This is a genomic window from Pseudomonas alkylphenolica (genome assembly GCF_000746525.1).
In the GTDB taxonomy this organism is placed as follows: Bacteria; Pseudomonadota; Gammaproteobacteria; order Pseudomonadales; family Pseudomonadaceae; genus Aquipseudomonas; species Aquipseudomonas alkylphenolica.
This window is the reverse complement of sequence record NZ_CP009048.1, coordinates 3,187,533-3,206,571: the sequence shown is the minus strand read 5'-3', so window position 1 is coordinate 3,206,571 and position 19,039 is coordinate 3,187,533. Positions and strand designations below refer to the sequence as shown.

21 protein-coding genes and 3 pseudogenes are annotated in these 19,039 nt (G+C 61.5%); 12 read left to right on the top strand and 12 right to left on the bottom strand.

The features are described 5' to 3' along the window. From PSAKL28_RS28190 to PSAKL28_RS14585, 3 genes and pseudogenes are all read right to left on the bottom strand, one after another. On the bottom strand, positions 1-708 hold the full coding sequence (locus PSAKL28_RS28190) for a peptidoglycan-binding domain-containing protein (RefSeq protein ID WP_051939385.1): 708 nt from the start codon (positions 706-708) through the stop codon (positions 1-3). A 160-nt stretch (positions 709-868) separates the two neighbouring features. Continuing rightward, positions 869-1,162 (bottom strand): annotated as a pseudogene (locus tag PSAKL28_RS14590) (MFS transporter); the annotation flags it as partial. Between the two features lie 29 nt (positions 1,163-1,191). Continuing rightward, a complete protein-coding gene (locus PSAKL28_RS14585; RefSeq protein WP_038611684.1) occupies positions 1,192-1,650 on the bottom strand; it encodes an HIT family protein in 459 nt (152 codons plus the stop codon). 180 nt (positions 1,651-1,830) lie between these two features. On the opposite strand from PSAKL28_RS14585, the gene gltS reads away from it, so the two are divergent. Next, entirely contained in the window at positions 1,831-3,045 is a 1,215-nt protein-coding gene (gltS, locus tag PSAKL28_RS14580) for a sodium/glutamate symporter (RefSeq protein WP_038611681.1), read from the top strand. A gap of 38 nt (positions 3,046-3,083) precedes the next feature. Here the strand turns inward: gltS and PSAKL28_RS14575 are convergent, their stop codons facing one another. Continuing rightward, positions 3,084-3,431 (bottom strand): cupin domain-containing protein, encoded by a 348-nt coding sequence (locus tag PSAKL28_RS14575; RefSeq protein WP_038611679.1) that lies wholly within the window; start codon positions 3,429-3,431, stop codon positions 3,084-3,086. Between the two features lie 193 nt (positions 3,432-3,624). Then, positions 3,625-4,236, bottom strand: a pseudogene (locus PSAKL28_RS14570) (NAD(P)/FAD-dependent oxidoreductase); the annotation flags it as partial. 242 nt (positions 4,237-4,478) lie between these two features. On the opposite strand from PSAKL28_RS14570, the gene PSAKL28_RS14565 reads away from it, so the two are divergent. Further along, positions 4,479-4,826 carry a RidA family protein gene (locus PSAKL28_RS14565; protein WP_232478182.1) on the top strand — a complete coding sequence of 116 codons (348 nt, stop codon included), beginning with the start codon at positions 4,479-4,481 and terminating at the stop codon, positions 4,824-4,826. A 40-nt stretch (positions 4,827-4,866) separates the two neighbouring features. Continuing rightward, positions 4,867-5,811: a D-2-hydroxyacid dehydrogenase gene (locus PSAKL28_RS14560; RefSeq protein WP_084589119.1), complete on the top strand. Its 945-nt coding sequence runs from the start codon at positions 4,867-4,869 to the stop codon at positions 5,809-5,811. Between the two features lie 80 nt (positions 5,812-5,891). Here PSAKL28_RS14560 and PSAKL28_RS27490 read toward each other — a convergent pair whose 3' ends face one another. Continuing rightward, the gene (locus PSAKL28_RS27490) at positions 5,892-6,119 is read right to left on the bottom strand and encodes a hypothetical protein (protein ID WP_096335673.1); all 228 of its coding nucleotides are present in this window, start codon (positions 6,117-6,119) and stop codon (positions 5,892-5,894) included. Between the two features lie 19 nt (positions 6,120-6,138). On the opposite strand from PSAKL28_RS27490, the gene PSAKL28_RS14555 reads away from it, so the two are divergent. After that, positions 6,139-7,140, top strand: a complete 1,002-nt coding sequence (locus PSAKL28_RS14555) for an MFS transporter (protein WP_096335672.1) — start codon at positions 6,139-6,141, stop codon at positions 7,138-7,140. A gap of 286 nt (positions 7,141-7,426) precedes the next feature. Here the strand turns inward: PSAKL28_RS14555 and PSAKL28_RS28185 are convergent. Continuing rightward, positions 7,427-7,753 (bottom strand): annotated as a pseudogene (locus tag PSAKL28_RS28185) (DJ-1/PfpI family protein); the annotation flags it as partial. A gap of 15 nt (positions 7,754-7,768) precedes the next feature. Here PSAKL28_RS28185 and PSAKL28_RS28180 point away from each other — a divergent pair. From PSAKL28_RS28180 to PSAKL28_RS14535, 3 genes are all read left to right on the top strand, one after another. Then, a complete protein-coding gene (locus PSAKL28_RS28180) occupies positions 7,769-8,146 on the top strand; it encodes a hypothetical protein (protein ID WP_038611671.1) in 378 nt (125 codons plus the stop codon). Positions 8,147-8,203: 57 nt separating this feature from the next. Continuing rightward, entirely contained in the window at positions 8,204-8,422 is a 219-nt protein-coding gene (locus tag PSAKL28_RS14540) for a DUF4287 domain-containing protein (protein ID WP_038611668.1), read from the top strand. A 286-nt stretch (positions 8,423-8,708) separates the two neighbouring features. Then, positions 8,709-8,996 (top strand): DUF3303 domain-containing protein, encoded by a 288-nt coding sequence (locus tag PSAKL28_RS14535; protein WP_038611665.1) that lies wholly within the window; start codon positions 8,709-8,711, stop codon positions 8,994-8,996. 99 nt (positions 8,997-9,095) lie between these two features. Here the strand turns inward: PSAKL28_RS14535 and PSAKL28_RS14530 are convergent, their stop codons facing one another. After that, positions 9,096-9,635: a P-loop NTPase family protein gene (locus tag PSAKL28_RS14530; RefSeq protein ID WP_038611662.1), complete on the bottom strand. Its 540-nt coding sequence runs from the start codon at positions 9,633-9,635 to the stop codon at positions 9,096-9,098. Positions 9,636-9,795: 160 nt separating this feature from the next. Here PSAKL28_RS14530 and PSAKL28_RS14525 point away from each other — a divergent pair, with 160 nt between their 5' ends. From PSAKL28_RS14525 to PSAKL28_RS14520, 3 genes are all read left to right on the top strand, one after another. After that, a complete protein-coding gene (locus PSAKL28_RS14525; RefSeq protein ID WP_038611659.1) occupies positions 9,796-10,281 on the top strand; it encodes an adenosine-specific kinase in 486 nt (161 codons plus the stop codon). A 138-nt stretch (positions 10,282-10,419) separates the two neighbouring features. Next, on the top strand, positions 10,420-10,578 hold the full coding sequence (locus PSAKL28_RS26975) for a DUF2986 domain-containing protein (RefSeq protein ID WP_075226529.1): 159 nt from the start codon (positions 10,420-10,422) through the stop codon (positions 10,576-10,578). 214 nt (positions 10,579-10,792) lie between these two features. Beyond that, complete coding sequence (locus PSAKL28_RS14520; protein WP_038611657.1) at positions 10,793-11,950, top strand: HPP family protein; 1,158 nt, start codon at positions 10,793-10,795, stop codon at positions 11,948-11,950. Here PSAKL28_RS14520 and PSAKL28_RS14515 read toward each other — a convergent pair. Then, positions 11,924-12,790, bottom strand: coding sequence for a LysR family transcriptional regulator (locus PSAKL28_RS14515; RefSeq protein ID WP_038611654.1), 867 nt, complete (start codon positions 12,788-12,790; stop codon positions 11,924-11,926). The two genes, PSAKL28_RS14520 and PSAKL28_RS14515, sit on opposite strands and share 27 nt — an antisense overlap. A gap of 104 nt (positions 12,791-12,894) precedes the next feature. On the opposite strand from PSAKL28_RS14515, the gene PSAKL28_RS14510 reads away from it, so the two are divergent. Further along, entirely contained in the window at positions 12,895-13,083 is a 189-nt protein-coding gene (locus tag PSAKL28_RS14510) for a hypothetical protein (protein ID WP_038611651.1), read from the top strand. Between the two features lie 210 nt (positions 13,084-13,293). Then, positions 13,294-14,301: an Ldh family oxidoreductase gene (locus PSAKL28_RS14505; protein WP_038611648.1), complete on the top strand. Its 1,008-nt coding sequence runs from the start codon at positions 13,294-13,296 to the stop codon at positions 14,299-14,301. Positions 14,302-15,045: 744 nt separating this feature from the next. Here the strand turns inward: PSAKL28_RS14505 and PSAKL28_RS14500 are convergent. The 3 genes from PSAKL28_RS14500 to PSAKL28_RS14490 all read right to left on the bottom strand — a co-directional run bounded on the left by PSAKL28_RS14500 (position 15,046) and on the right by PSAKL28_RS14490 (position 19,022). Next, positions 15,046-16,626, bottom strand: a complete 1,581-nt coding sequence (locus PSAKL28_RS14500) for an aldehyde dehydrogenase (NADP(+)) (RefSeq protein WP_038611646.1) — start codon at positions 16,624-16,626, stop codon at positions 15,046-15,048. A 25-nt stretch (positions 16,627-16,651) separates the two neighbouring features. After that, positions 16,652-18,034 (bottom strand): fosfomycin efflux MFS transporter AbaF, encoded by a 1,383-nt coding sequence (gene abaF / locus PSAKL28_RS14495; protein ID WP_038611643.1) that lies wholly within the window; start codon positions 18,032-18,034, stop codon positions 16,652-16,654. Between the two features lie 70 nt (positions 18,035-18,104). After that, positions 18,105-19,022 carry a dihydrodipicolinate synthase family protein gene (locus tag PSAKL28_RS14490; RefSeq protein ID WP_038611641.1) on the bottom strand — a complete coding sequence of 306 codons (918 nt, stop codon included), beginning with the start codon at positions 19,020-19,022 and terminating at the stop codon, positions 18,105-18,107. Between the last annotated feature and the right edge of the window lie 17 nt (positions 19,023-19,039).

Here is a 19,039-nt window from a genome sequence, read left to right as displayed (position 1 = left end):
TCAGGGCCACTCGATCTTCAGCGCCCGGGCGGTCGCCGGGCCGACAATGCCATCGGCGACCAGACGGTGAGTGGCCTGGAAGGCAATCACCGCAGCGGTGGTATGCGGCCCGTACTCGCCGTCAATTTTTCCGGGGTCGATGCCCAGGGCCTTCAGGCTGTTCTGGATTTCCTTGACCTTCGCACTTTTGATGTTCGGCTCTTGCAGCCGGATGAACTGCGGTTGCGGCTTGAGGCGCGGCGCCCGTGCTTCGCTGCTGTAGGCGACGTTCGGTACCCTGCAGATATGGTCCCAGACCCGGCCGCTGACATTGCCGGCGCGAACGCCCAGGTTGGTACCGGCTGCCTCCATGGTCTTGCCGTGGCCATCGCTGATGGCAACATGGCCCATCCGCCCGGGCAGGGGCGGTTTGCGGATCAGAATGACCCCGGCGGTGAGCATCGCATCGGATTCATCGCTGGCGATCAGGGTGCCATCCTTTGCGTCCCTGACCCAGGCGCCGGAATACGCTTCAGTGATCGCCGGGTTGCCCTTGTTGTCGATGCAGCCATAGAGCTTTTTGAGCTTCTGGAACAGCACCCAGGAGACGAACTCTGCACAGTCCCACGGGCCGTTCCAGTTCGGGTTGTCCTTGGGGACCAGGACATTGACGTATTTCTGGCCTTTCTTGGTCGCAGCGAGTGCGAACAGCTCTTCTCCGGTGACCATGGCATGACCCTCTGATGACAGTGCAGATAGCCCAGTCGAGTTGCACCGTGTGCGGCGCTGCACCTTCTCCAGCCGGGACATCAAGGGGTAGATCCACGGGTTTGTCGTACTTCAATTGACGGTAGCTTTGGCGGTAAAGGTTGTCCAATAGTGCACGGCACTATTGCCCCCTCTGTGGGAGCGGGCTTGCCCGGCGATGCCCGCCGTTCCCGGACCGCGCAAACCCGATCTTGATGGCCACCAGAATCGGCGCCGCCACTGCGAACAGCAGGGTCACGGCCATGAACGCGGTGTCGAAGGCAATCACTGTGGATTGCCCCACAACCGCTCGGCCCAGCAGGCTGGTCGCGGCACGGCCAGCGCTGACAGCGTCGATGCCTTTGCCTGCCAGCAGGGTGGACAGGCTCGTGAGTCGTTCGATCACCGCGCCTGTACCTGCAGTGACATGGCTGCCGTAGCTGCTGCCTGGATATTTGCGGCGCGCTACTGCAGGCATGGCGCGTCTGCGCCCGACGCCGCTAAAAGCTCAGCAATGGCGCTGCGCAATGCCCCATGGGCTTGCTCCGAGTAAGCGATCGCCGTTTTCCAGTCGTAAAACCACACGGGCATCTGGCGATTGTGTTCCGGCTCTGAGGCGTAGCGAGGGAAAATGTGGCAATGCAGTTCGGGCTCTGTGTTCCCGAGAATTTCGTAGTTTATGCGAACCGCCCCGGTGGCCTTTAAAACGGCATCACCGATGCGGGCCATGTCGAGCAGGTAGGTCGCTCTGGCCTCAGCGTCCAGATCATTGAGGCTCGCAACCACCGGGTCGGGTAGCAACAGGCAGTATCCCGGCAGGAATTGCACATCGCCCATGACCGCCCAACCCGATGCCATGCGGCAAATGACTTTATCGTTGGCGCCAGTGCGTGCCAGCGCTACACGTTGCAAGATCAGCGGCATTCATAGTCCTTGATGATGGTGTGCGTAGCGAGTGGATCGTGACTACCCTTGCACTGGCCTCTACGCAGGTTGGTCAATGTGCGCCACGCTGGCGATCTGATTCAGCTTTTATTGATTCGGATCGGAACCCGCAGTGGGCAAATCGTGATAATGCTTTTTTCAGATTAGAGGAAGGCGTTGATGACCTCCCAGCTTTTCCCGGTTCACGGTCTCGTGAGCTTTACCCTTGCGATCCTCCTGCTGTTCCTCGGCAAAACCCTTGTCCAGCACAGCACCTTGCTGCGTCAATACTGCATTCCCGAATCGGTTGTCGGCGGCTTCGTCTGTGCCGCGGTTACCAGCCTGCTGTACTTCGGTCTGAATATCCAGATCGAATTCGATCTGCAGGTTCGCGACACCTTGCTGCTGTATTTCTTCGCTGGCATCGGCTTGAAATCGGATGTCCGCCAACTGCTCAAGGGCGGACGCCCGCTAGTGATCCTGCTGGTGCTCGCCAGTGTCTTCATCGTCCTGCAAAACACCCTGGGCATGGGCCTGGCCGAGGTGTTTGGCCTGGATCCCAAGGCGGGCTTGATGGTGGGCTCGATTTCCCTGACCGGCGGGGTGGGCACAACATTGGCCTGGGCTCCGCTGTTCGTCGAGAAGCTCGGCATCAGCAATGCACATGAACTGGGCATCGCCAGCAACACTGTCGGCCTGATTGCCGCGTGCGTGATCGGCGGCCCGATCGCCAACCAGTTGATACGGCGCCATAACCTGACGCCTTCCAGGGATGCCGCGCTGGAAATCGGCATTCTCGAGCATCAGCCGAACCAGGGCGTGAACTACTACGACGTGCTCTGGGCATGGATGTGGCTCAACCTCACGCTGATGCTCGGCTATGGCCTCAACCTGCTGCTGGTCGATGCTGGCATCACCCTGCCAAAATTCGTCAGCTGCCTGTTCGCCGGCATCGTCATCCACCACATCGTGCTTGCCGTTGTCGGTGAGAAAAAGCTGAAAAGCTGGAGCGGCGCGAGCCTGGGCCTGGCGTTGATCTCCGATATCTGTCTGGGCATGTTTTTGACCATGGCCCTGATGGGGCTGCAGTTATGGCAGCTCAGCGGGGCGTTGATGTTCATTCTGTGCGCCTTGACCCTGCAGGTGCTGCTGACGGTTCTCTATACCTACTTTGTGGTGTTCCGCTGCATGGGGCGTGATTACGAAGCCAGTGTGGTTGCGTCCGGATTCGGCGGGATTACCCTCGGCTCGACGGCGACGGCGATCGTCAACATGACCACCGTCACGCAAAAATACGGTGCGGCCCACCAGGCTTTCCTGATCGTGCCGCTGGTGTGCGGCTTTTTCATTGACCTGGTCAATGCCGTGATCATCGGCATGTTCAGCGGTCTATAGAGCCCCCGGGGTCTTGAGGGGCTCGCTGGACGACCGGGTTAGCCGAGAATGAAGTAGGTCTTGCGAACCTTCTCGATAATCTCCCATTCACCCTGGGTGTGGGCGGCAAAGTACAGCGAATCACCTGCCTTGAAGTGTAGGGTTTCGCCGCCCTCCGGGGTGAAGCTGCCTTTACCTTCGATGATGTAGCTGAACTCAGCTTGCATGATTGCGCGGCGCAAACGGCCGGGTGAGCATTCCCAGAAACCACTGCAGACGTTCTGCCCGGCGATGTCATGGTGTACAGCGGTGCGCGTCATCGGCACCGGTTCGCCGACGGGCAAGCCCGCAGGCTCTGGCGCGGAGAATTGAGCTTCGTTTTCAAGACGGATCAGAACAGGGGACATGGCGTTTCCTCAGGATTTGTCTTCAAGACCAGCAGGGGCGAAACCGGCCATCATCACGTCGAGCCGGTTTGCCTTGTTGTTACGCAGTTCCGCGCGTTCCTTGCGCAGCACCGAAGCACGGACCATGGCGCCACCGAAGTAGCGCAGCGGCTCGGGCGGGAAGGCTTTGCAGCGGCGGCCGACCAGCGCGCAGCGGCTCCACGGTGGCGTTGCTGCGTTCGAACACCCCCGCCAGGTGCACGGCCGAGCCGGTGCGCCGGGCCACTTCCTGGCGTGACAGGCGCTCGAAAGGCTCGGCACCTACGCGCTTGCAGGCGGCCAGGGTGCCGTTCCAGGCGTCGATATGGGCTTCGCAGGTGGCGGTCCACAGCCAGCCTTTTTGTTTGAAGGCAGCGTCGATGTTGTGTTGCAGGCAAAACTCGCCCAGCTCGCTAATGGCCCGCTCGGCACTGTTGGCCAGAAACAGCGCTTGCTCCGGGGAGCAGAATGAGCCGAGCGATTGAATTTTCGGCCACCACGACATCACGAAACCGCCATTGCGTCCCGAGGCGCCGCCTCCGCAGACGTCCTGCTCCAGCACCATGACCCGGCAATCGGGTTCGTGCTCCTTGATGGTCAACGCCGTCCACAAACCGACGAAGCCGCCGCCGACAATGACGATGTCAGCCGTATGCGTGCCTTGCAGGGCGGGCGAAGGCTGCAAGGAAGGTTCGGCGCACTGCAGCCAGAAACTGCGCTTCAACGGCGCAACGGCGGGGAATTTCATCGGGGTGCTCGTGCGTTGCACGGTCTGGCCCACTGTCATCGAGGTCATGGTGATCTCCAGGGCGTTTGTTTTTATGCCGTCGAAGCTATCGCCAGAAATGTAAAAAAACAACAGTATTTTTTACTGAGAGAAAATATTAACAAGATTTCTTAATTTTGCAGATTTCTCCTGTTTATCGTCATTTTCTTCCTAGCCTGCTGCCCGCGACTGGCCACAGACTTTTCGCCGAAGTCCGGCACAGTACCCGTACAGCCCCCATAACAATGACAAGAGAGGTCGGCGTGAACCTACAACGATTGGGCGGCAACGCCCGCTACAGCCAATGCGTGATCAGCGCAGACAGGATCGAAACAGCTGGCATCGTCGCCCGTGATTTGCGCCAGGACATCGGCGCCCAGACCCGCGACGTGCTGCAGCAACTGGAAGACATTCTGGCCATGGCCAAGGTCGACAAGTCCCACCTCACCCGGGTGCAGATCTGGCTCGCCGACATGGCCGACTTCGATGCCATGAACGCGGTCTACGACGCCTGGGTCGATCAGCAAAACCCGCCGGCGCGTGCCTGCGTGGGCGCAGCGTTGGCCGACAGCCGATACCGCCTGGAAATCCAGGCGTGCGCCGTCAGCTGATGGAAAAAACAAAAACAATAGATGCCTTCAGGAGGTGTCCATGCTGCATGACGTTGTATTCCTCGACCGTGACGGCTTCGCCGAAAGCGTGCGGATCAAGGAGCTGCCTTTTCCCCATCGCTGGACCCTTTACGACTACACCGCACCCGAGCAGATGGTTGAACGCCTGACCGGCGCGACCATCGCCATCACCAGCGGCGTGCCGATCTCGGTGGAGCATCTGGAGCAATTGCCGGCGCTGCAGATGATCTCCCTGGCCATGACCGGCACCGACGTGGTCGATCTCGATTATTGCCGGCGCCGCGGAATTCATGTCAGTAACGTGCCCGGCTACGGTACCCATGCGGTGGCCGAACATGCGCTGGCGATGATTTTTGCGTTGCTGCGCAACGTCGGCCGTTATCACCAGTTGCTGATGGACGTGCGTGCTGGCAAGCGGGCGTGGAGCGGTACCTATTTCGACTATCCGATCCGCGACATTCGCGGCAAGGTGCTCGGCATCATCGGCCATGGTCCGATCGCCCAGCGATTGGCGGAGCTGGCAGGCCGCCTGGAGATGGACGTCTACTTCTTCGATCGCGATGGCCACTACCAGGGTGAGCGCTACCTGACGCTGGAGCAGTTGCTGCGCCGCAGCGATGTGGTCTCGATCAACTGCCCGTTGACCGCACAGACCCGGCACATGATCGGCCGTGAGCAATTCAGCTGGATGAAGCATGACGCGGTGCTGATCAACACCGCACGCGGCGCCGTGATCAACGAGCCGGACCTGATCCATGCCCTGGAGTCGGGCCAGATTGGCGGCGCAGCGCTCGATGTGCTGAGCAACGAGCCGATCACCCTCGACGAGCCGCTGCTGCACCTGGCCGCCACTCACAACCTGATTCTCAACCCGCATATCGCCTGGAGCAGTACCGAGGCCACGCAAGGGCTGATGGATACCGCGCTGGACAACGTTAGCGCTTTCGTTTCGCACGCGTCCTGATCACCGATCCCGCTTATAAAAACAACAAGAGGTAGGTCATGCAAAACGTCGACATAGCCAGTACCCGTTCGTTCGATGAATCACCTGTTCGGCCCCTGCACATCAAGGCGGCCATCGGCGGTGTCGGTGGCCAGTTCTGCGACGGCTACGTGCTCGGCATCATCGGTATCGCCATCAGTCTGGCGACCACGCCGCTGGGCCTGGACGCGCTGTCGCTGGGCTTGCTCGGGGGCGCCGCGCTGATCGGTTTGTTCCTCGGCAGTCTGCTGACCGGGCCGATCGCCGATCGCCGACCGCTTTGGCCGCAAGCATATCTATCGCTGGAACATGGCGCTGTTTTGCGTCGTCTCGGTGGCCCAGTTCTTCGCCCAGAACGCCGAACAACTACTGGTGTTGCGCCTACTGCTCGGGTTTGCCCTGGGGTCGGATTTCGTTGTCAGTGTATCGCTGGTCGCGGAATTGGTGCCGCGGCGTTTCCGCGGGCCGCTGCTGGCGCTGATGGCCGTGGCCTGGACCCTCGGTTTCACCGTGTCCTACATCATCGGCTACCTGATGCAGTCCATGGACGACGATGCCTGGCGCTGGATCCTGTTCAGCAGTGCGGTGCCTTCGCTGTTGGTGCTGCTGGTGCGGCAAGGCACGCCGGAGTCGCCGTTGTGGTTGATGAAGAAGGGCCGCGAGCGGGAAGCGCGCGAGGTGATCGATCGCCTCGGCGGTGGTGATCTGCCGAAGGTAGAGAAGGGCGGGGCGAAAGCTTCCTGGAGCCAGTTGTTCAGCCGCCAGCATCGGCGTAACACCCTGGTGGGTGCGGTGTTCTACACCTGTCAGGTGATCCCTTACTTCGCTATGAGCACCTTCATCCCGCGCATCTTCTCGGCGCTGAAGGTCGAAGATAGTTACACCGGTGGCCTGGTCTACAACATCTTCCTGCTGGCCGGTTCGGTTGTCGGGCTGATGCTGATCAACCTGCTGACGCGCCGGGCGTTTCTGATCGGCACTTTTACCATCAACGCCATCGCACTGTTCGTGCTAGCCACCTGGAGCGGCATGCCGGCGGTCTATGTGGTCGGAGTGTTCGCCGTGTTCGCCTTTGTCATGGCCGGCTCCGGGGTGCTGGAGTTTGCCTACACCTCTGAGTTGTTCCCCACCGAATTGCGCGCATCGGGGGGCGGCCTATCGGTGGCGGCCAGCCGCATCGGCGCGGCGTCCTGTACGTTTCTGCTGCCGGTGGTGATGGAGCGTTTCGGTACCTCGGTGGCGATCGGTACTTGCGTGGCCGCTGCAAGCGCAGCTTGCGCCAGTACTGGGCGGGCGGCTGGTCGGTGTTGAGCTGAAACGCGCGATGCAACTGACGTTCACTGCAATCCAGGCTGATGGCCAGTTCTTTGAGTGTGCAGTGGCTGTCCAGATGCTTGCGCATGTAGTCGATGGCGCGCTGCACCAGCGGGTCCTGGTAGACATGGGTGATGTCGGCGCCAGTGCTGCGCTGGACTTCCTCGTCATCGACCAGCAAATACTCCAGGCCTTTCTGCGCCCGGCGTTTACCGCAGTGACGGCTGATGATCTCTGCCGCCAGCTCGAACGCCGTGCCACCCGGGCAGGTGAATATGCCGTTGTCTTCCACGTAAGCCTTGTCGACAACGATCTGGGTCTCGGGGAACAGCGCCGCAAATTCATCCCGCACCGTGAAGTGCACCGCGCAGCGCCGGCCCTTGAGCAAACCCGCCAGGCCAAGGGTGAAGTAGGAGGCACACAGGGCGATGATCGGGACCTTGCGCTGGTGCAGTTGCTGGATGTAATCGAGCAGCGCGGGGGCAGGGTTCATGACCCCTGACAACAGGCCACCGGCGAGCACCACATAGTCGTAGTGGGCATCCGGGTCCAGGCGCTGGGTCGGGGCGATGGGCAGGCTACAGCTGACGCTGACCGGCTCGCCGCTCACACTCAGCCAGTCCCATTGGCAGAGGATCTGCCGGCTGTCGAAGGAGCGGTCTGCAGCAAAGCGCAACGAGTCGACGAAACCGGCCACTGGCGTCAGGGTGAATTGATCGATGAGCACGAAGGCAACCCGCAGGTCGGGCTTGAGGTGCTGGGCCGGGGTATCGTGCGGGGCTTCGAAATGGCTCTGGGTTTTCACGGTACTGCTCGGGCTATGCAGGACGAAAACGATCCTACGCTGAGCCATTACCCAAGTACAACACAGGCCTGGTGCCAGCATGGACGTTGGTGGCGCTGCGGCTTGCCCGCGATGGCAGGCCTGAACTGCGGATCTGCATCAAGTACTCACATCGTCAACTACTATGGTGGGGCGCAAGAAAACAACGACTGCCGGTGAATCCGCTCAAGCCTTATGCGCAGTTTCGTTGAAACCGATGGAACAGGAGTGTGTACTGTGAGCGAAGATGCAAAAGTCAAAGGACCCGCTTCGTACTTTCCTTCGATTGAAAAAAAGTACGGGCAACCCATCACGCATTGGCTGGAGCTGCTTAAAACCGTCAGTGGTAAAAAACACATGGAAATGGTGGCGTGGCTGAAGATTGAGCATGGTCTGGGGCATGGTCATGCCAATGCGCTGGTTGCCCATTATCTGGCTGCCGGCAAAAACACCTGATCGTTCCCGGTGGGAAAGTGCCTGCCGGTGGGAGCGGTGGTGCGACGACTCGACTTGCCCCGCGATTACGGTATGCCAGGCACATCGCATCGCGGGGCAAGTCGCACCGCCGCTCCCACCGGCAACCTCTTCCTCTGAATCTCTGCTATTCCTAATAGTTGAACCTGTAGTTTCAGGCGTGGTTGGCAAGGCATGAACACACCTGTATGGCAGCCGCCTGCTGTGGCCTCGGCGCCCTGCAGCCAGGCGTGGCGAGCAGGCGCTGATCCCGACCGGGAGGTGCCCCATGCTGTACATCATTCACTGGACCATCACTGCGGAAAACCGCAACGCTGCCTTGGCCCGCTTCGTTCAGACCGGCGGCGTTCCACCCGCTAAACTCAAAGTCCTTGGCCGCTGGCATGCCGTCGGTAGCCGCCAGGGCTTTGCCGTGGCCGAAACCGATGACCTGAGCCTGGTGCTCAAGTGGGTACTGGACTGGAGCGACCTGATGGACATGCAGGTGCTTCCGGCGATGACTGACGAGCAAGCTGCGCCCTTGCTGAAGGCGGTGGTGAGTCAGATGAGTATTTGAGTTTCGCAGGTATTGTTGCGGCAAGAGGACCGGAGGGGGCGGTCCTCGTTGGTGGCCTGGCCAACGGTAAGCTGGATAAGCAGATCGTCTTTGCCGAACTCAGCAGTTGTCCGGTAGAGGGCAAGATTTACGTAGGCCCTTGTAAAAATCGGCTATTTGCCGAGTTCCGCGTAAATGCACGACAGGAACATGGGGCCCGACAGCCAGTCGCATCGCCTCGATAGAGGGGCGATAGTCACGATCAAAAGTCCACACATAGTTGAGAAAGGTCAGGAACGCCCTGTCCAGTTTCTCGCTGCAGCCGGCTGGCATATCGGCGCGCGGCCGGTTCAACACACTGCGCACAATTACCCGGCGAAAGCAGGTAGTGCGTGGTGTATCCAGCCAGATGATCAACTGCGCGCGTGGGAGCCTCAAATCAAAGGTTCGCCGAGAGTAGTTGCCCTCGCAGATCCACGCGTCTGATGAAATTGCGTGGCCAACGCGTTGACGGAACTGTTCGGCATCGGGCTCGATCCAGCCGGGTTCCCAGAACAGTTTATCCAGGTGCACGACAGGCACATCCAGGCGCTTGCCCAACGCGCGCGCCAGGGTTGATTTGCCGCTGCCGGCGTTGCCCAGAATTACAATGCGTTGCATGAAGAAGTCCTTTTCGGCGAACCGGTAATTGTGCAGGTTTTCTGTGGGCAGTAACAGATCACTGCACAAGCGGGTGGTGAGCGGAGCTATTACAAATGAGTAGCTATGCTTGATCTGTTGCCAGGCGCTGGCAGCAACATCGTGAAAGGAGGCGTTTGCAATGCAACTCATCACGTTGAAAATCGATAAGCCGGATGTGACAAACTTCATTTTGGGGCAGACGCACTTCATCAAGTCCGTCGAGGACATCCACGAAGCGTTGGTCAATACCGTGCCTGGCATCCAGTTTGGCGTGGCCTTTTGTGAGGCCTCTGGCCAATGTCTGGTGCGTTGGTCTGGCACCGATAGCGCAATGATTGACCTTGCACAGAAGAATGCCAAAGCCATCGCCGCCGGCCATAGCTTCATCATTTTCCTGGGCGACGGTTTCTATCCGCTGAATGTGTTGAACAGCCTCAAAATGGTTCCGGAGGTCTGCCGTATTTTTTGTGCAACCGCCAATCCAGTTGAAGTGATTCTCGCTGAGACAGAACAGGGACGAGCAATCCTGGGTGTAGTGGATGGCTTCTGTGCCAAGGACATTGAAGGCGACGATGACATCCTGTGGCGCAAGAACCTGTTACGGCAGATCGGCTACAAGCTGTGAACTGCAGCGGGTCAGGCATGCTCCGGGTCGCCCAGAAGCGCTCGAAGGACAGATGCATCGATCCGTTTATGTTCCTGAGCGGCTAAAAACCAGGCTGGAACTGATACCATTCAAGCAGTAAACATCCGAGTAAAAAGAATGAATCGTCAAAAGAAAATCAAACAGCTATTAAAGGCTCACGCCAAAAAGGCCAGCGCCAAGCTGGCGCCGAAAAACAAGCCTAAATACATCAGCAAAGCTGACCGGTTGAAACTGGCCGCTGAATCGACTGACGACTCAAACACGCCTTCTGAGTGAATCGCCACGCATCCCTCAATATTTTTGCACCCACCCCTCAGTTTTTTGAATTACCACCCCCGCATTCATCCCCGTCAAAATCCCCCCAACGCATCATCCGCAAGCCCAGAAAATTCCATCTCCACGGACGGAGCCCATTAGGTATTGCCCCTCGCGATACTCAGCCCAGCCCTTTTGGCCGGGCTTTTTTTACTGCCAGGTAGCTGATTTCCCCATGTCTTCCCGCCGTATGAACAACTGGTTTACCCGGCTGATGCCGGCCCCGCTGAACATCCCTCCTAAAGAATGGCTACGCGCAGGCGTAGGTGCACTGCTTGGCCTGTTTCTGGCTGGCGTCGCCTGCAGTTATGCCTTTGGCAGTAGCGTAGCGCTGCACCTGCTCGGGCCGTTGGCGGCTTCGGCGGTGCTGTTGTTTGCCGTGCATTCCGGGGCGCTGGCGCAGCCTTGGCCGTTTGTTGGCAGCTATGCCTGTGCCACGCTGGTCGGGCTGGTGCTGCATCACTGGTTCGGTTCGGCGTTGTGGGTGGCGGCGCTGGCACTGGGCCTGGCATTGGTGGTGATGTGTATGCTGCGCTGCCTGCACCCACCGGGTGGCGGGGTGGCGGTCAGTGTGGTGCTGGCGGATTCGTCGCTGACGGCGCTGGGCGACAAGCTGTTTGAACCGATCATGCTCAATGCTTTGGTGCTGGTGGCTGTGGCGGTGATCTATAACCGCCTCACCGGGGTGCGCTATCCGAAGACCGCCGCACCGCGCAAGGATCTGCACCACACTGCCGATGTGATTCCCAGTGAGCGGGTCGGGGTCAGTGGCGCGGACCTGGATCAGGCGCTGGAGGAACTGGGTGAGTTTGTCGACATCACTCGCGATGAACTGGAACGGATCATTCTGGCGACCGAGCAGCATGCATTGCAGCGTAGCCTCGGCGGCATTACCGCTGCTTCGGTAATGTCGCGGGATGTGCAGCAGGCAACGCCTGACAGCACCTTGCAGCAGGCCTGGAAGCAGCTGTCGAGTCATCATTTGAAGGCGTTGCCGGTGCTCGATGAAGCGCGGCAACTGGTCGGTATCGTAACCCTCAGCGACCTGGTCGGGGCCGCCATGGCTCAGGGGCGATTCAGTTGGCGCGGGCTGTTTCGGCGCCGCCAGGTGCGGGTCGAGCAGATCATGAGCCGGCCGGTGATTACCGTGCGCAGTGACGAACCTGCGGTGGCGTTGATTCCGTTGCTCAGCGAGCAGGGGCTTCATTGCCTACCGGTGCTGGAGGGGCAGCAACTGGTCGGGGTGATCACCCAGACCGACCTGATCGCCGGGCTCAAGCGGCATCTGCTCAGTGCCGCGTCGCGCTCAGATGACCGGGTCCCAGCGTTGTGACCAGTCGCTGTCACCGTCGGCCACTAGCTGGCGCAGAATTCTGAAGGCCTGCTGCAGGGCTTCGGTGTCGCGCTCGCGGGCGTGTACCAGGTAGGTCGGGTAGGTGAACTCTGGCGCTTGCGGCACGCGTTCGAAAATCCCGCTGTCCAGGTAGCTCTGCACCACGCGGGTGCGAAAGTAGCCGCTGCCACCGTTTTCGAGGATGAACTGCAACGCCAGCGGGCCGAGGTTGAAGCTCAGGGCAGGGCGGGCGCACTCGGGCAGGGCAGCGTCGTGCTGGCGGCGAAAGGCCTGGCCCCAGTCGATGTAAATGTACGGTTCGGGTTTGTCTTTGCGGCGGATGCGGATGAGCTTTTCTTCCATCAACTGCTCGACCTGCAGGCCCGGCCCATAGGTGGGCTGGTAGACCAGCACGGCATCGAGCACACCCATTTCCAGTTTGCGCAGTAAAGACTCGCCATCGCTGACTTCGTTGCGGATGGCATGGCTGGGCATGCTGCGGTGCAGGGCGCTGACCCAGTCGAGCACCATCGGGTTGCCCAGGCTCACTTCACCGCCGATGTGCAGCACCTGGTGACAACCCTCGGGCAGCGGCAGGTCGCGGCGGGCGGCTTCCCAGGTTTGCACCAGCTGATTGGCATATACCACGAAGGCTTCGCCGTCGGCTGTCAGGCTGGCGCCACTGCGGCTGCGGATGAACAGCTGGCAAGACAGTTGCTGCTCCAGCTTCTGCACCCGCGCGGTGATTGCCGTCTGGGTCACGTGCAGACGTTCGGCGGCGGAGACCAGGCTGCCACTGCGGACGATTTCAAGGAAAGTGCGGGCCAGCTCGATATCCATGGAGGTTGCCGGATGGGGAAGGTTGCCCATTCTAGTGGGTTTGCACTGAGTTGGGGCGAGCCGCTGTCTATAGTGAAAGGACATTTTCAGCGAGAGCCTTGCCCATGGAGCTGATCAGCCGCGAACCCTGGTGGCGTACGCCGCCACAGCCCGGTCAACGGGAAGAGGACCTGGAGTGGGGATACCTGGAAATCTACAAGGACGGCCATGCAGTGTTCGTCGAACAGCGTCCCAGCGACAAAGAGCTGGCCGAACGCAAGAGTTGTCGAAACTTCCCCGACGCCGAAGATTAGTTCACTGTGGGAGCGGGCTTGCCCCGCGATTGGGTGTCTCAGCTACATCGTATCGCGGGGCAAGCCCGCTCCCACAGGGTGGATGCTTTGCAGCACTTTCAGGCCCGCCGGCCAAAGGCTGTGCCGAGTTCGTCACCGCAACGGGCTAAAGCGATCAAGCCGGTAAGGCAGGGGTCGGGCAGGCTGGACAGTCTGCTCAAGGAGATGACCATGATCCAACTGACCCTGTCCGAAGCGCGAACGCTTGCCCATTCGATCCTCTTGCACAATGGCTTCACGGCTGACCACGCCCAGGCGGTGACCGACACCATTGTTGCCGGTGAGCGCGACGGTTGCGCATCCCATGGCCTGTACCGGGTGCTGGGTTGCGTCAGCTCGCTTAAGGCCGGCAAGGTGGTAGCCGACGCGCGCCCCGAGGTGATTGATCAGGCACCTTCGATCGTGCGTGTGGACGCCGCCGGCGGGTTCTCGCAGCTGGCGTTCCAGGCCGGCTTGCCGCTGCTGCAAGCCAAGGCACGGAGCAACGGCATCGCGGCCCTGGCGATCAATCGCTGTGTGCACTTTTCTGCCTTGTGGGTCGAGATCGAGCAACTGGCCGAGGCTGGCCTGGTTGCCTTGGCGTTTACCCCGAGCCATGCCTGGGTTGCTCCGGCCGGCGGCCACCAGCCGGTGTTCGGCACCAACCCCATCGCGTTCGGCTGGCCGCGGGTGGGCAAGCATCCTTATGTGTTCGACTTTGCCACCAGCGCCATTGCTCGGGGTGACATTGAACTGCATCGGCGCGCGGGCAAGGCGATCCCTGAAGGCTGGGGCGTGGACGAGCATGGCCAGTCCAGTACTGATCCCAACGTGGTACTGGACCGTGGTGCGATGCTGACCTTCGGTGGGCACAAGGGCTCGGCCTTGGCGGCGATGGTCGAGTTGATTGCCGGGCCGTTGATCGGCGATCTGACCAGTGCTGAGTCGCTGGCCCATGCCGATGGCAGCAAATCTTCGCCCTATCATGGGGAATTGCTGATTGCCCTGGACCCGAAACGATTCCTCGGTGACGCTGCCGATCAGCATCTGGCTCGCGCTGAAACGGTGTTCGAAAGCATCGAAGGGCAGGGCGCGCGGTTGCCTTCACAGCGTCGTTATGCCGCGCGGGCGCGCAGCCTGGTAGAGGGTGTAGAGATTCCAGAAGCCTTGTACAACGATCTCAAGGCGTTGCTGGCATAACGAAAGGACCTTCACGGAATCCTGGGGCGCATGATTTTTGGGTTGGGCTTCGAATGCGAGCTTATCCATTCGGTGTGGTGAGGCTGCCGGCCCCTTCCGCCTTTACGGCGGCCTACTTTCCTCTTGGGGAAAGTAGGCAAAGCCGCCTGCTCCTGCATACGGCCCTACGCTGCGCTCCGGGTCCCTTCGCTACGGTGTCCTCCTGAAGTTGCAAAGTTACGGGCGGCGCCTGTGCTGACGTATCTTCGAAATCTGATTCTGGCGGAGCCAGGATGTCATCGCGGGGCAAGCCCGCTCCCACCGGGTTAATTGGTCTCCCGGTGGGAGCGGGCTTGCCCCGCGATATCGACCTGCCAGTTACCTCGCATCGCGGGAAAATCCCGCTTCAAAGCCTTGCTCTTGCTCTTCATGCACGCAAGTGCAGGCGCCGCGGACTGCGACTTCAGAAGGCTGAGTGGAGGTGCCTGTAGGGGCCAGTGCGTAGCACCTTCGGCGTAGCCGAAGAACGCGAGCCGTAGACTTGGCGAAGCAAGTCGTAGGCCGCGTGGTCCCGGAAGGTGCCGGAGCGAAGGGACCCGGAGCGCAGCGTAGGGCCGGATGCAGGAGCGAGCGGTTTTGCCTACTTTTTCCAAGAAAAAAGTAGGCCGCCGTAAGGGCGGAAGGGGCCGGCAGCGTCGCCACACCAAATGGATAAGCCCGCATTCGAAACCCAGCCCAATCCAGCCCAACCCAGAATCATAGACCCTACAACGCGCGGCGGCTGCTCTGACCGTCCACCAGGCGGGCAATGCCCAATGGATTGGCGTCCTGCAACGCTTCAGGCAACAGCGCATCCGGGCAGTTCTGGTAGCACACCGGGCGCAGGAAACGATCGATGGCCAGGCTGCCAACCGACGTCCCACGCGCATCCGATGTCGCCGGATACGGCCCGCCATGCACCATCGCATCGCAGACTTCGACGCCGGTCGGGTAGCCGTTGAACAGTACGCGGCCGACTTTCTGCTCCAGCAGCGGCAGCAGCTCGGTATGGGCCTGCAGGTCTGTTGCTTCACCGATCAGTGTCGCGGTGAGCTGGCCATGCAGGCCGTTCAGGGCCTGGTGCAGCTCGCCGACATCGGCCACTTCGACCAGCACGGTGGCCGGACCGAAGACCTCTTCCTGCAACAGCGGATCACCCTCGATCAGCAGCTTTGCATCCGCCTTGAACAACTGCGGTTGGGCCTGGTTGCCCTGTTGCGCACGGCCCGCCAGGTGGGTGATGCGCGGATGTGCAAGCAGTGCCTGCACGCCCCTGGTGTAACTGGCAAGGGTGCCGGCATTGAGCATGGTCTGCGCCGCGTGTTCGGCCAGTTGTCCCGCGAGTTGCTCGCTGAAGGCGCTGAACGCGGGGGAGCGCAGGCCGATGACCAGCCCCGGATTGGTACAGAACTGCCCGCAGCCGAGCACCACCGAGGCGGCCAGTTCGCGGGCGATCTGCTCGCCACGGCTGGCCAGCGCCTGTGGCAGTACCAGCACCGGGTTGATGCTGCTCATCTCGGCAAATACCGGAATCGGTTGTGGCCGTGCGGCGGCCATGTCGCACAGCGCGCGTCCGCCCTTGAGCGAACCGGTGAAGCCGACCGCCTGGATCGCCGGGTGCTTGACCAGCGCTTCGCCGACCCCGGCGCCGTAGATCATGTTGAACACACCCTTGGGCATGCCGGTCTGTTCGGCGGCGCGGATGATCGCGTCGGCGACCACTTCGGCGCTGGCCATGTGGCCGCTGTGCGCCTTGAACACCACCGGGCAACCGGCGGCCAGCGCGGCGGCGGTGTCACCGCCAGCGGTGGAGAAGGCCAGCGGGAAGTTGCTCGCCCCGAACACCGCGACCGGGCCGACGCCGAGGCGGTACTGGCGCAGGTCGGCACGTGGCAATGGTTGCCGGTCCGGCTGCGCACGGTCTATCCGTGCCCCCAGGAAGTCACCCCGGCGCAGCACCTGGGCGAACAGGCGCATCTGCCCGCTGGTGCGCCCGCGTTCGCCCAGAATACGGGCATTGGGCAGCGCCGTTTCGCAGGTCACCAGTTGGATGAAATCATCACCCAGGGCATCCAGTTGTGTGGCGATGGCTTCGAGAAATGCCGCGCGCCGCTCCGGTGACAGGCTACGGAACGCTGGATACGCCTGTTGCGCGGCGCGGGCGGCAGCGTCGACTTCTTCGGGCGTGGCTTGATGGAAACGATAGGGCAGGGCTTCACCGCTGCTCGCCGCATGGCTTTGCAGGGTGACAGTGCCAGCGGCGCTGCGCGCGCCGCCGATGTAGTTGTGGCCGATGATGTCCGGCATGGAGCACTCCATATCAAAGGTGGGGTCAGGCCAGCGAACTGCCCTGGCGAACAGGTGCGGCTTGCCCGGCGGCAATGCGCGCGGCAGCTTCGGCGTCGACCGCGTGCAGCGACTTGCCACGAGTCTCGCGGGTCAGGCCGACAGCGACGATCGAGATCAGCGCGGCGCCGACCAGGTACCAGGCGATCGGCGTCGAGCTGTGGTACTTGTTGAGCAGGGTGATGGCGATCAGCGGTGCGAGGGAGCCGGCGAAAATCGGCGCGACCTGGTAGCACAGCGACAGGGCGGTGTAGCGCACATGGGTCGGGAACAGCTCGGCCATCAGCGCCGAGTAAGGCGCGTAGGTCATCGATTCGATGGCCAGGCCGAGGGTGATCGCCGCCATGATCAGCCAGTTGTTGCCGGTGTCCATCATCGGGAAGCCGATAAAGCCCCAGAACGCTGTGAGCACCGCGCCGGTCAGGTAGACCGGTTTGCGTCCGACCAGGTCGGACAGGTAACCCATCAGCGGAATCAGGAAGAAGTGCAACAGGTGCGCACCGAACATCAGCAGGAGGATCTGCGAGGTGTCCTTGTGCACCACCAGCTTGAGGTAGGTGATCGAGAAGGTCACCACGGTGTAGTAGAGGATGTTCTCGGCAAAACGCGCACCGATCCCCACCAGCACTGCCCGCCAGTGATGGCGCAAGACTTCGACCACGCCCAGTTGCTGTTCGGCCTTCTGTGCCTGGCGAGCCTGGGCCTCCTTGAAGATCGGCGCGTCGTCGACGCTGGTGCGGATCCAGTAGCCGATCAGCACCACCACGGCTGAGAACCAGAACGCCACACGCCAGCCCCAGGCGAGGAACTGCTCTTCGGCAAGGGTGCTCGACAGCAGGAGCAAGGCCAGGGTCGCGATCAGGTTGCCCGCCGGCACCCCGGCTTGCGGCCAGCTGGCCCAGAAACCGCGACGGTTGTCCGGGCAGTGCTCGGACACTAGCAGGATGGCACCGCCCCATTCGCCGCCAAAGGCAAAGCCCTGGATCAGCCGTAACAGCACCAGCAACACCGGTGCGGCATAGCCGATGCTGTCGAATCCGGGCAGGCAACCCATCAGGAAGGTGGTGATGCCGACTACCACCAGGCTCAGTTGCAGCAGGCGCTTGCGGCCGAATTTGTCACCGTAGTGACCGAACACCAGCCCGCCCAGAGGACGGGCGAGAAAGCCCACGGCATACAGGGCGAAGGCGGCGATGATGCCGTCGATGGGGCTGTCGGTCTGGCGGAAGAACAACTGGCCGAAGACCAGTGCCGAGGCGGTGCCGTAAAGGAAGAATTCATACCATTCGGCGACGGTCCCGGCCATGGCCGCGGCGACGACACGTTTCAATCCCGCAGGGGTGGTTGCGCTGGAAGGGTGACTGGACATGCTGGCGGTTCCTGTATGGGCGCAAAACAGGCGGGCCGGCCTCCACGTCGGAGCCGGCCCGGTCATCACATCAGAGGCCGACGTCCGGCAGCTGCGGACGGTTGGCCAGGGCCTTGGCCATGATCTGCTCGACGAACACCCGATCCGCTTCCGGCAGGGCCAGGCGCGGCGGACGGGTCAGCGCGCTGCCGCGACCGGCGATGGCTTCGCACAGCTTGATGCACTGCACGAGATCTGCGCGGGCATCCAGGTGCAGGATCGGCATCAGCCATTCATAGATCGGCAGGGCCTCGGCGAAGCGACCGGCCTTGGCCAGGCGGAAGATCGTTTCGCCTTCTTTCGGGAACACGTTGGACATGCCCGAGACCCAGCCCTGGGCGCCGACGGCGATGCTTTCCAGGACCACGTCGTCGAGGCCCGCGAACAGCACGAAGCGGTCGCCGACTTCATTGCGCACGTCGATAAAGCGCCGGGTGTCGCCGGAGGAGTCCTTGAAGCACACCACGTTGTCGCAGTCGGCCAGGGAAATCAGGATGTCCGGGGTGACGTCGTTTTTGTAGATCGGCGGGTTGTTGTAGACCATCAGCGGCACGTCGGCGTGCTTGGCCACGTAGCGGTAGTGCTCGGCAGTCTCGAACGGCTTGGAGCCGTAGACCAGCGCCGGCATCAGCATCACCCCGTCGACGCCGGCCTTGTGCACCGCGTTGGCCACCTTGGCCGCCTGTACGCTGGTGAACTCGGCGACGCCGCAGATCACCGGAACCCGGCCGCGCGAGGCGTCGACGGCGACTTCGGTAACGGCGATCTTTTCTTCGGCGGTCAGCGAGGTGTTTTCACCCACCGAACCACACACCACCAGGCCCGAGACGCCATCGCGGATCACGTTGGAAATCACCTCGTGGGTTTTCTCCAGGTTGATCGAGAAGTCGTCGTTGAATTGAGTGGTGACTGCAGGGAAGACGCCGCTCCAGTTTACGTGCTTGCTCATGGTGTTCTCCGGTTGTT

What these genes read in the sequence shown, in the direction of transcription:
- PSAKL28_RS14525 (WP_038611659.1), top strand. Translation starts at nt 9,796, where the DNA reads ATGCAACTCATCACGTTGAAAATCGATAAGCCGGATGTGACAAACTTC.
- PSAKL28_RS28190 (WP_051939385.1), bottom strand. Translation starts at nt 708, where the DNA reads ATGGTCACCGGAGAAGAGCTGTTCGCACTCGCTGCGACCAAGAAAGGC.
- PSAKL28_RS14505 (WP_038611648.1), top strand. Translation starts at nt 13,294, where the DNA reads ATGATCCAACTGACCCTGTCCGAAGCGCGAACGCTTGCCCATTCGATC.
- PSAKL28_RS14535 (WP_038611665.1), top strand. Translation starts at nt 8,709, where the DNA reads ATGCTGTACATCATTCACTGGACCATCACTGCGGAAAACCGCAACGCT.
- PSAKL28_RS14555 (WP_096335672.1), top strand. Translation starts at nt 6,139, where the DNA reads ATGGCGCTGTTTTGCGTCGTCTCGGTGGCCCAGTTCTTCGCCCAGAAC.
- PSAKL28_RS14490 (WP_038611641.1), bottom strand. Translation starts at nt 19,022, where the DNA reads ATGAGCAAGCACGTAAACTGGAGCGGCGTCTTCCCTGCAGTCACCACT.
- PSAKL28_RS14585 (WP_038611684.1), bottom strand. Translation starts at nt 1,650, where the DNA reads ATGCCGCTGATCTTGCAACGTGTAGCGCTGGCACGCACTGGCGCCAAC.
- PSAKL28_RS14515 (WP_038611654.1), bottom strand. Translation starts at nt 12,790, where the DNA reads ATGGATATCGAGCTGGCCCGCACTTTCCTTGAAATCGTCCGCAGTGGC.
- PSAKL28_RS14500 (WP_038611646.1), bottom strand. Translation starts at nt 16,626, where the DNA reads ATGCCGGACATCATCGGCCACAACTACATCGGCGGCGCGCGCAGCGCC.
- PSAKL28_RS14520 (WP_038611657.1), top strand. Translation starts at nt 10,793, where the DNA reads ATGTCTTCCCGCCGTATGAACAACTGGTTTACCCGGCTGATGCCGGCC.
- gltS (WP_038611681.1), top strand. Translation starts at nt 1,831, where the DNA reads ATGACCTCCCAGCTTTTCCCGGTTCACGGTCTCGTGAGCTTTACCCTT.
- PSAKL28_RS14560 (WP_084589119.1), top strand. Translation starts at nt 4,867, where the DNA reads ATGCTGCATGACGTTGTATTCCTCGACCGTGACGGCTTCGCCGAAAGC.
- PSAKL28_RS14510 (WP_038611651.1), top strand. Translation starts at nt 12,895, where the DNA reads ATGGAGCTGATCAGCCGCGAACCCTGGTGGCGTACGCCGCCACAGCCC.
- PSAKL28_RS14530 (WP_038611662.1), bottom strand. Translation starts at nt 9,635, where the DNA reads ATGCAACGCATTGTAATTCTGGGCAACGCCGGCAGCGGCAAATCAACC.
- abaF (WP_038611643.1), bottom strand. Translation starts at nt 18,034, where the DNA reads ATGTCCAGTCACCCTTCCAGCGCAACCACCCCTGCGGGATTGAAACGT.
- PSAKL28_RS14575 (WP_038611679.1), bottom strand. Translation starts at nt 3,431, where the DNA reads ATGTCCCCTGTTCTGATCCGTCTTGAAAACGAAGCTCAATTCTCCGCG.
- PSAKL28_RS26975 (WP_075226529.1), top strand. Translation starts at nt 10,420, where the DNA reads ATGAATCGTCAAAAGAAAATCAAACAGCTATTAAAGGCTCACGCCAAA.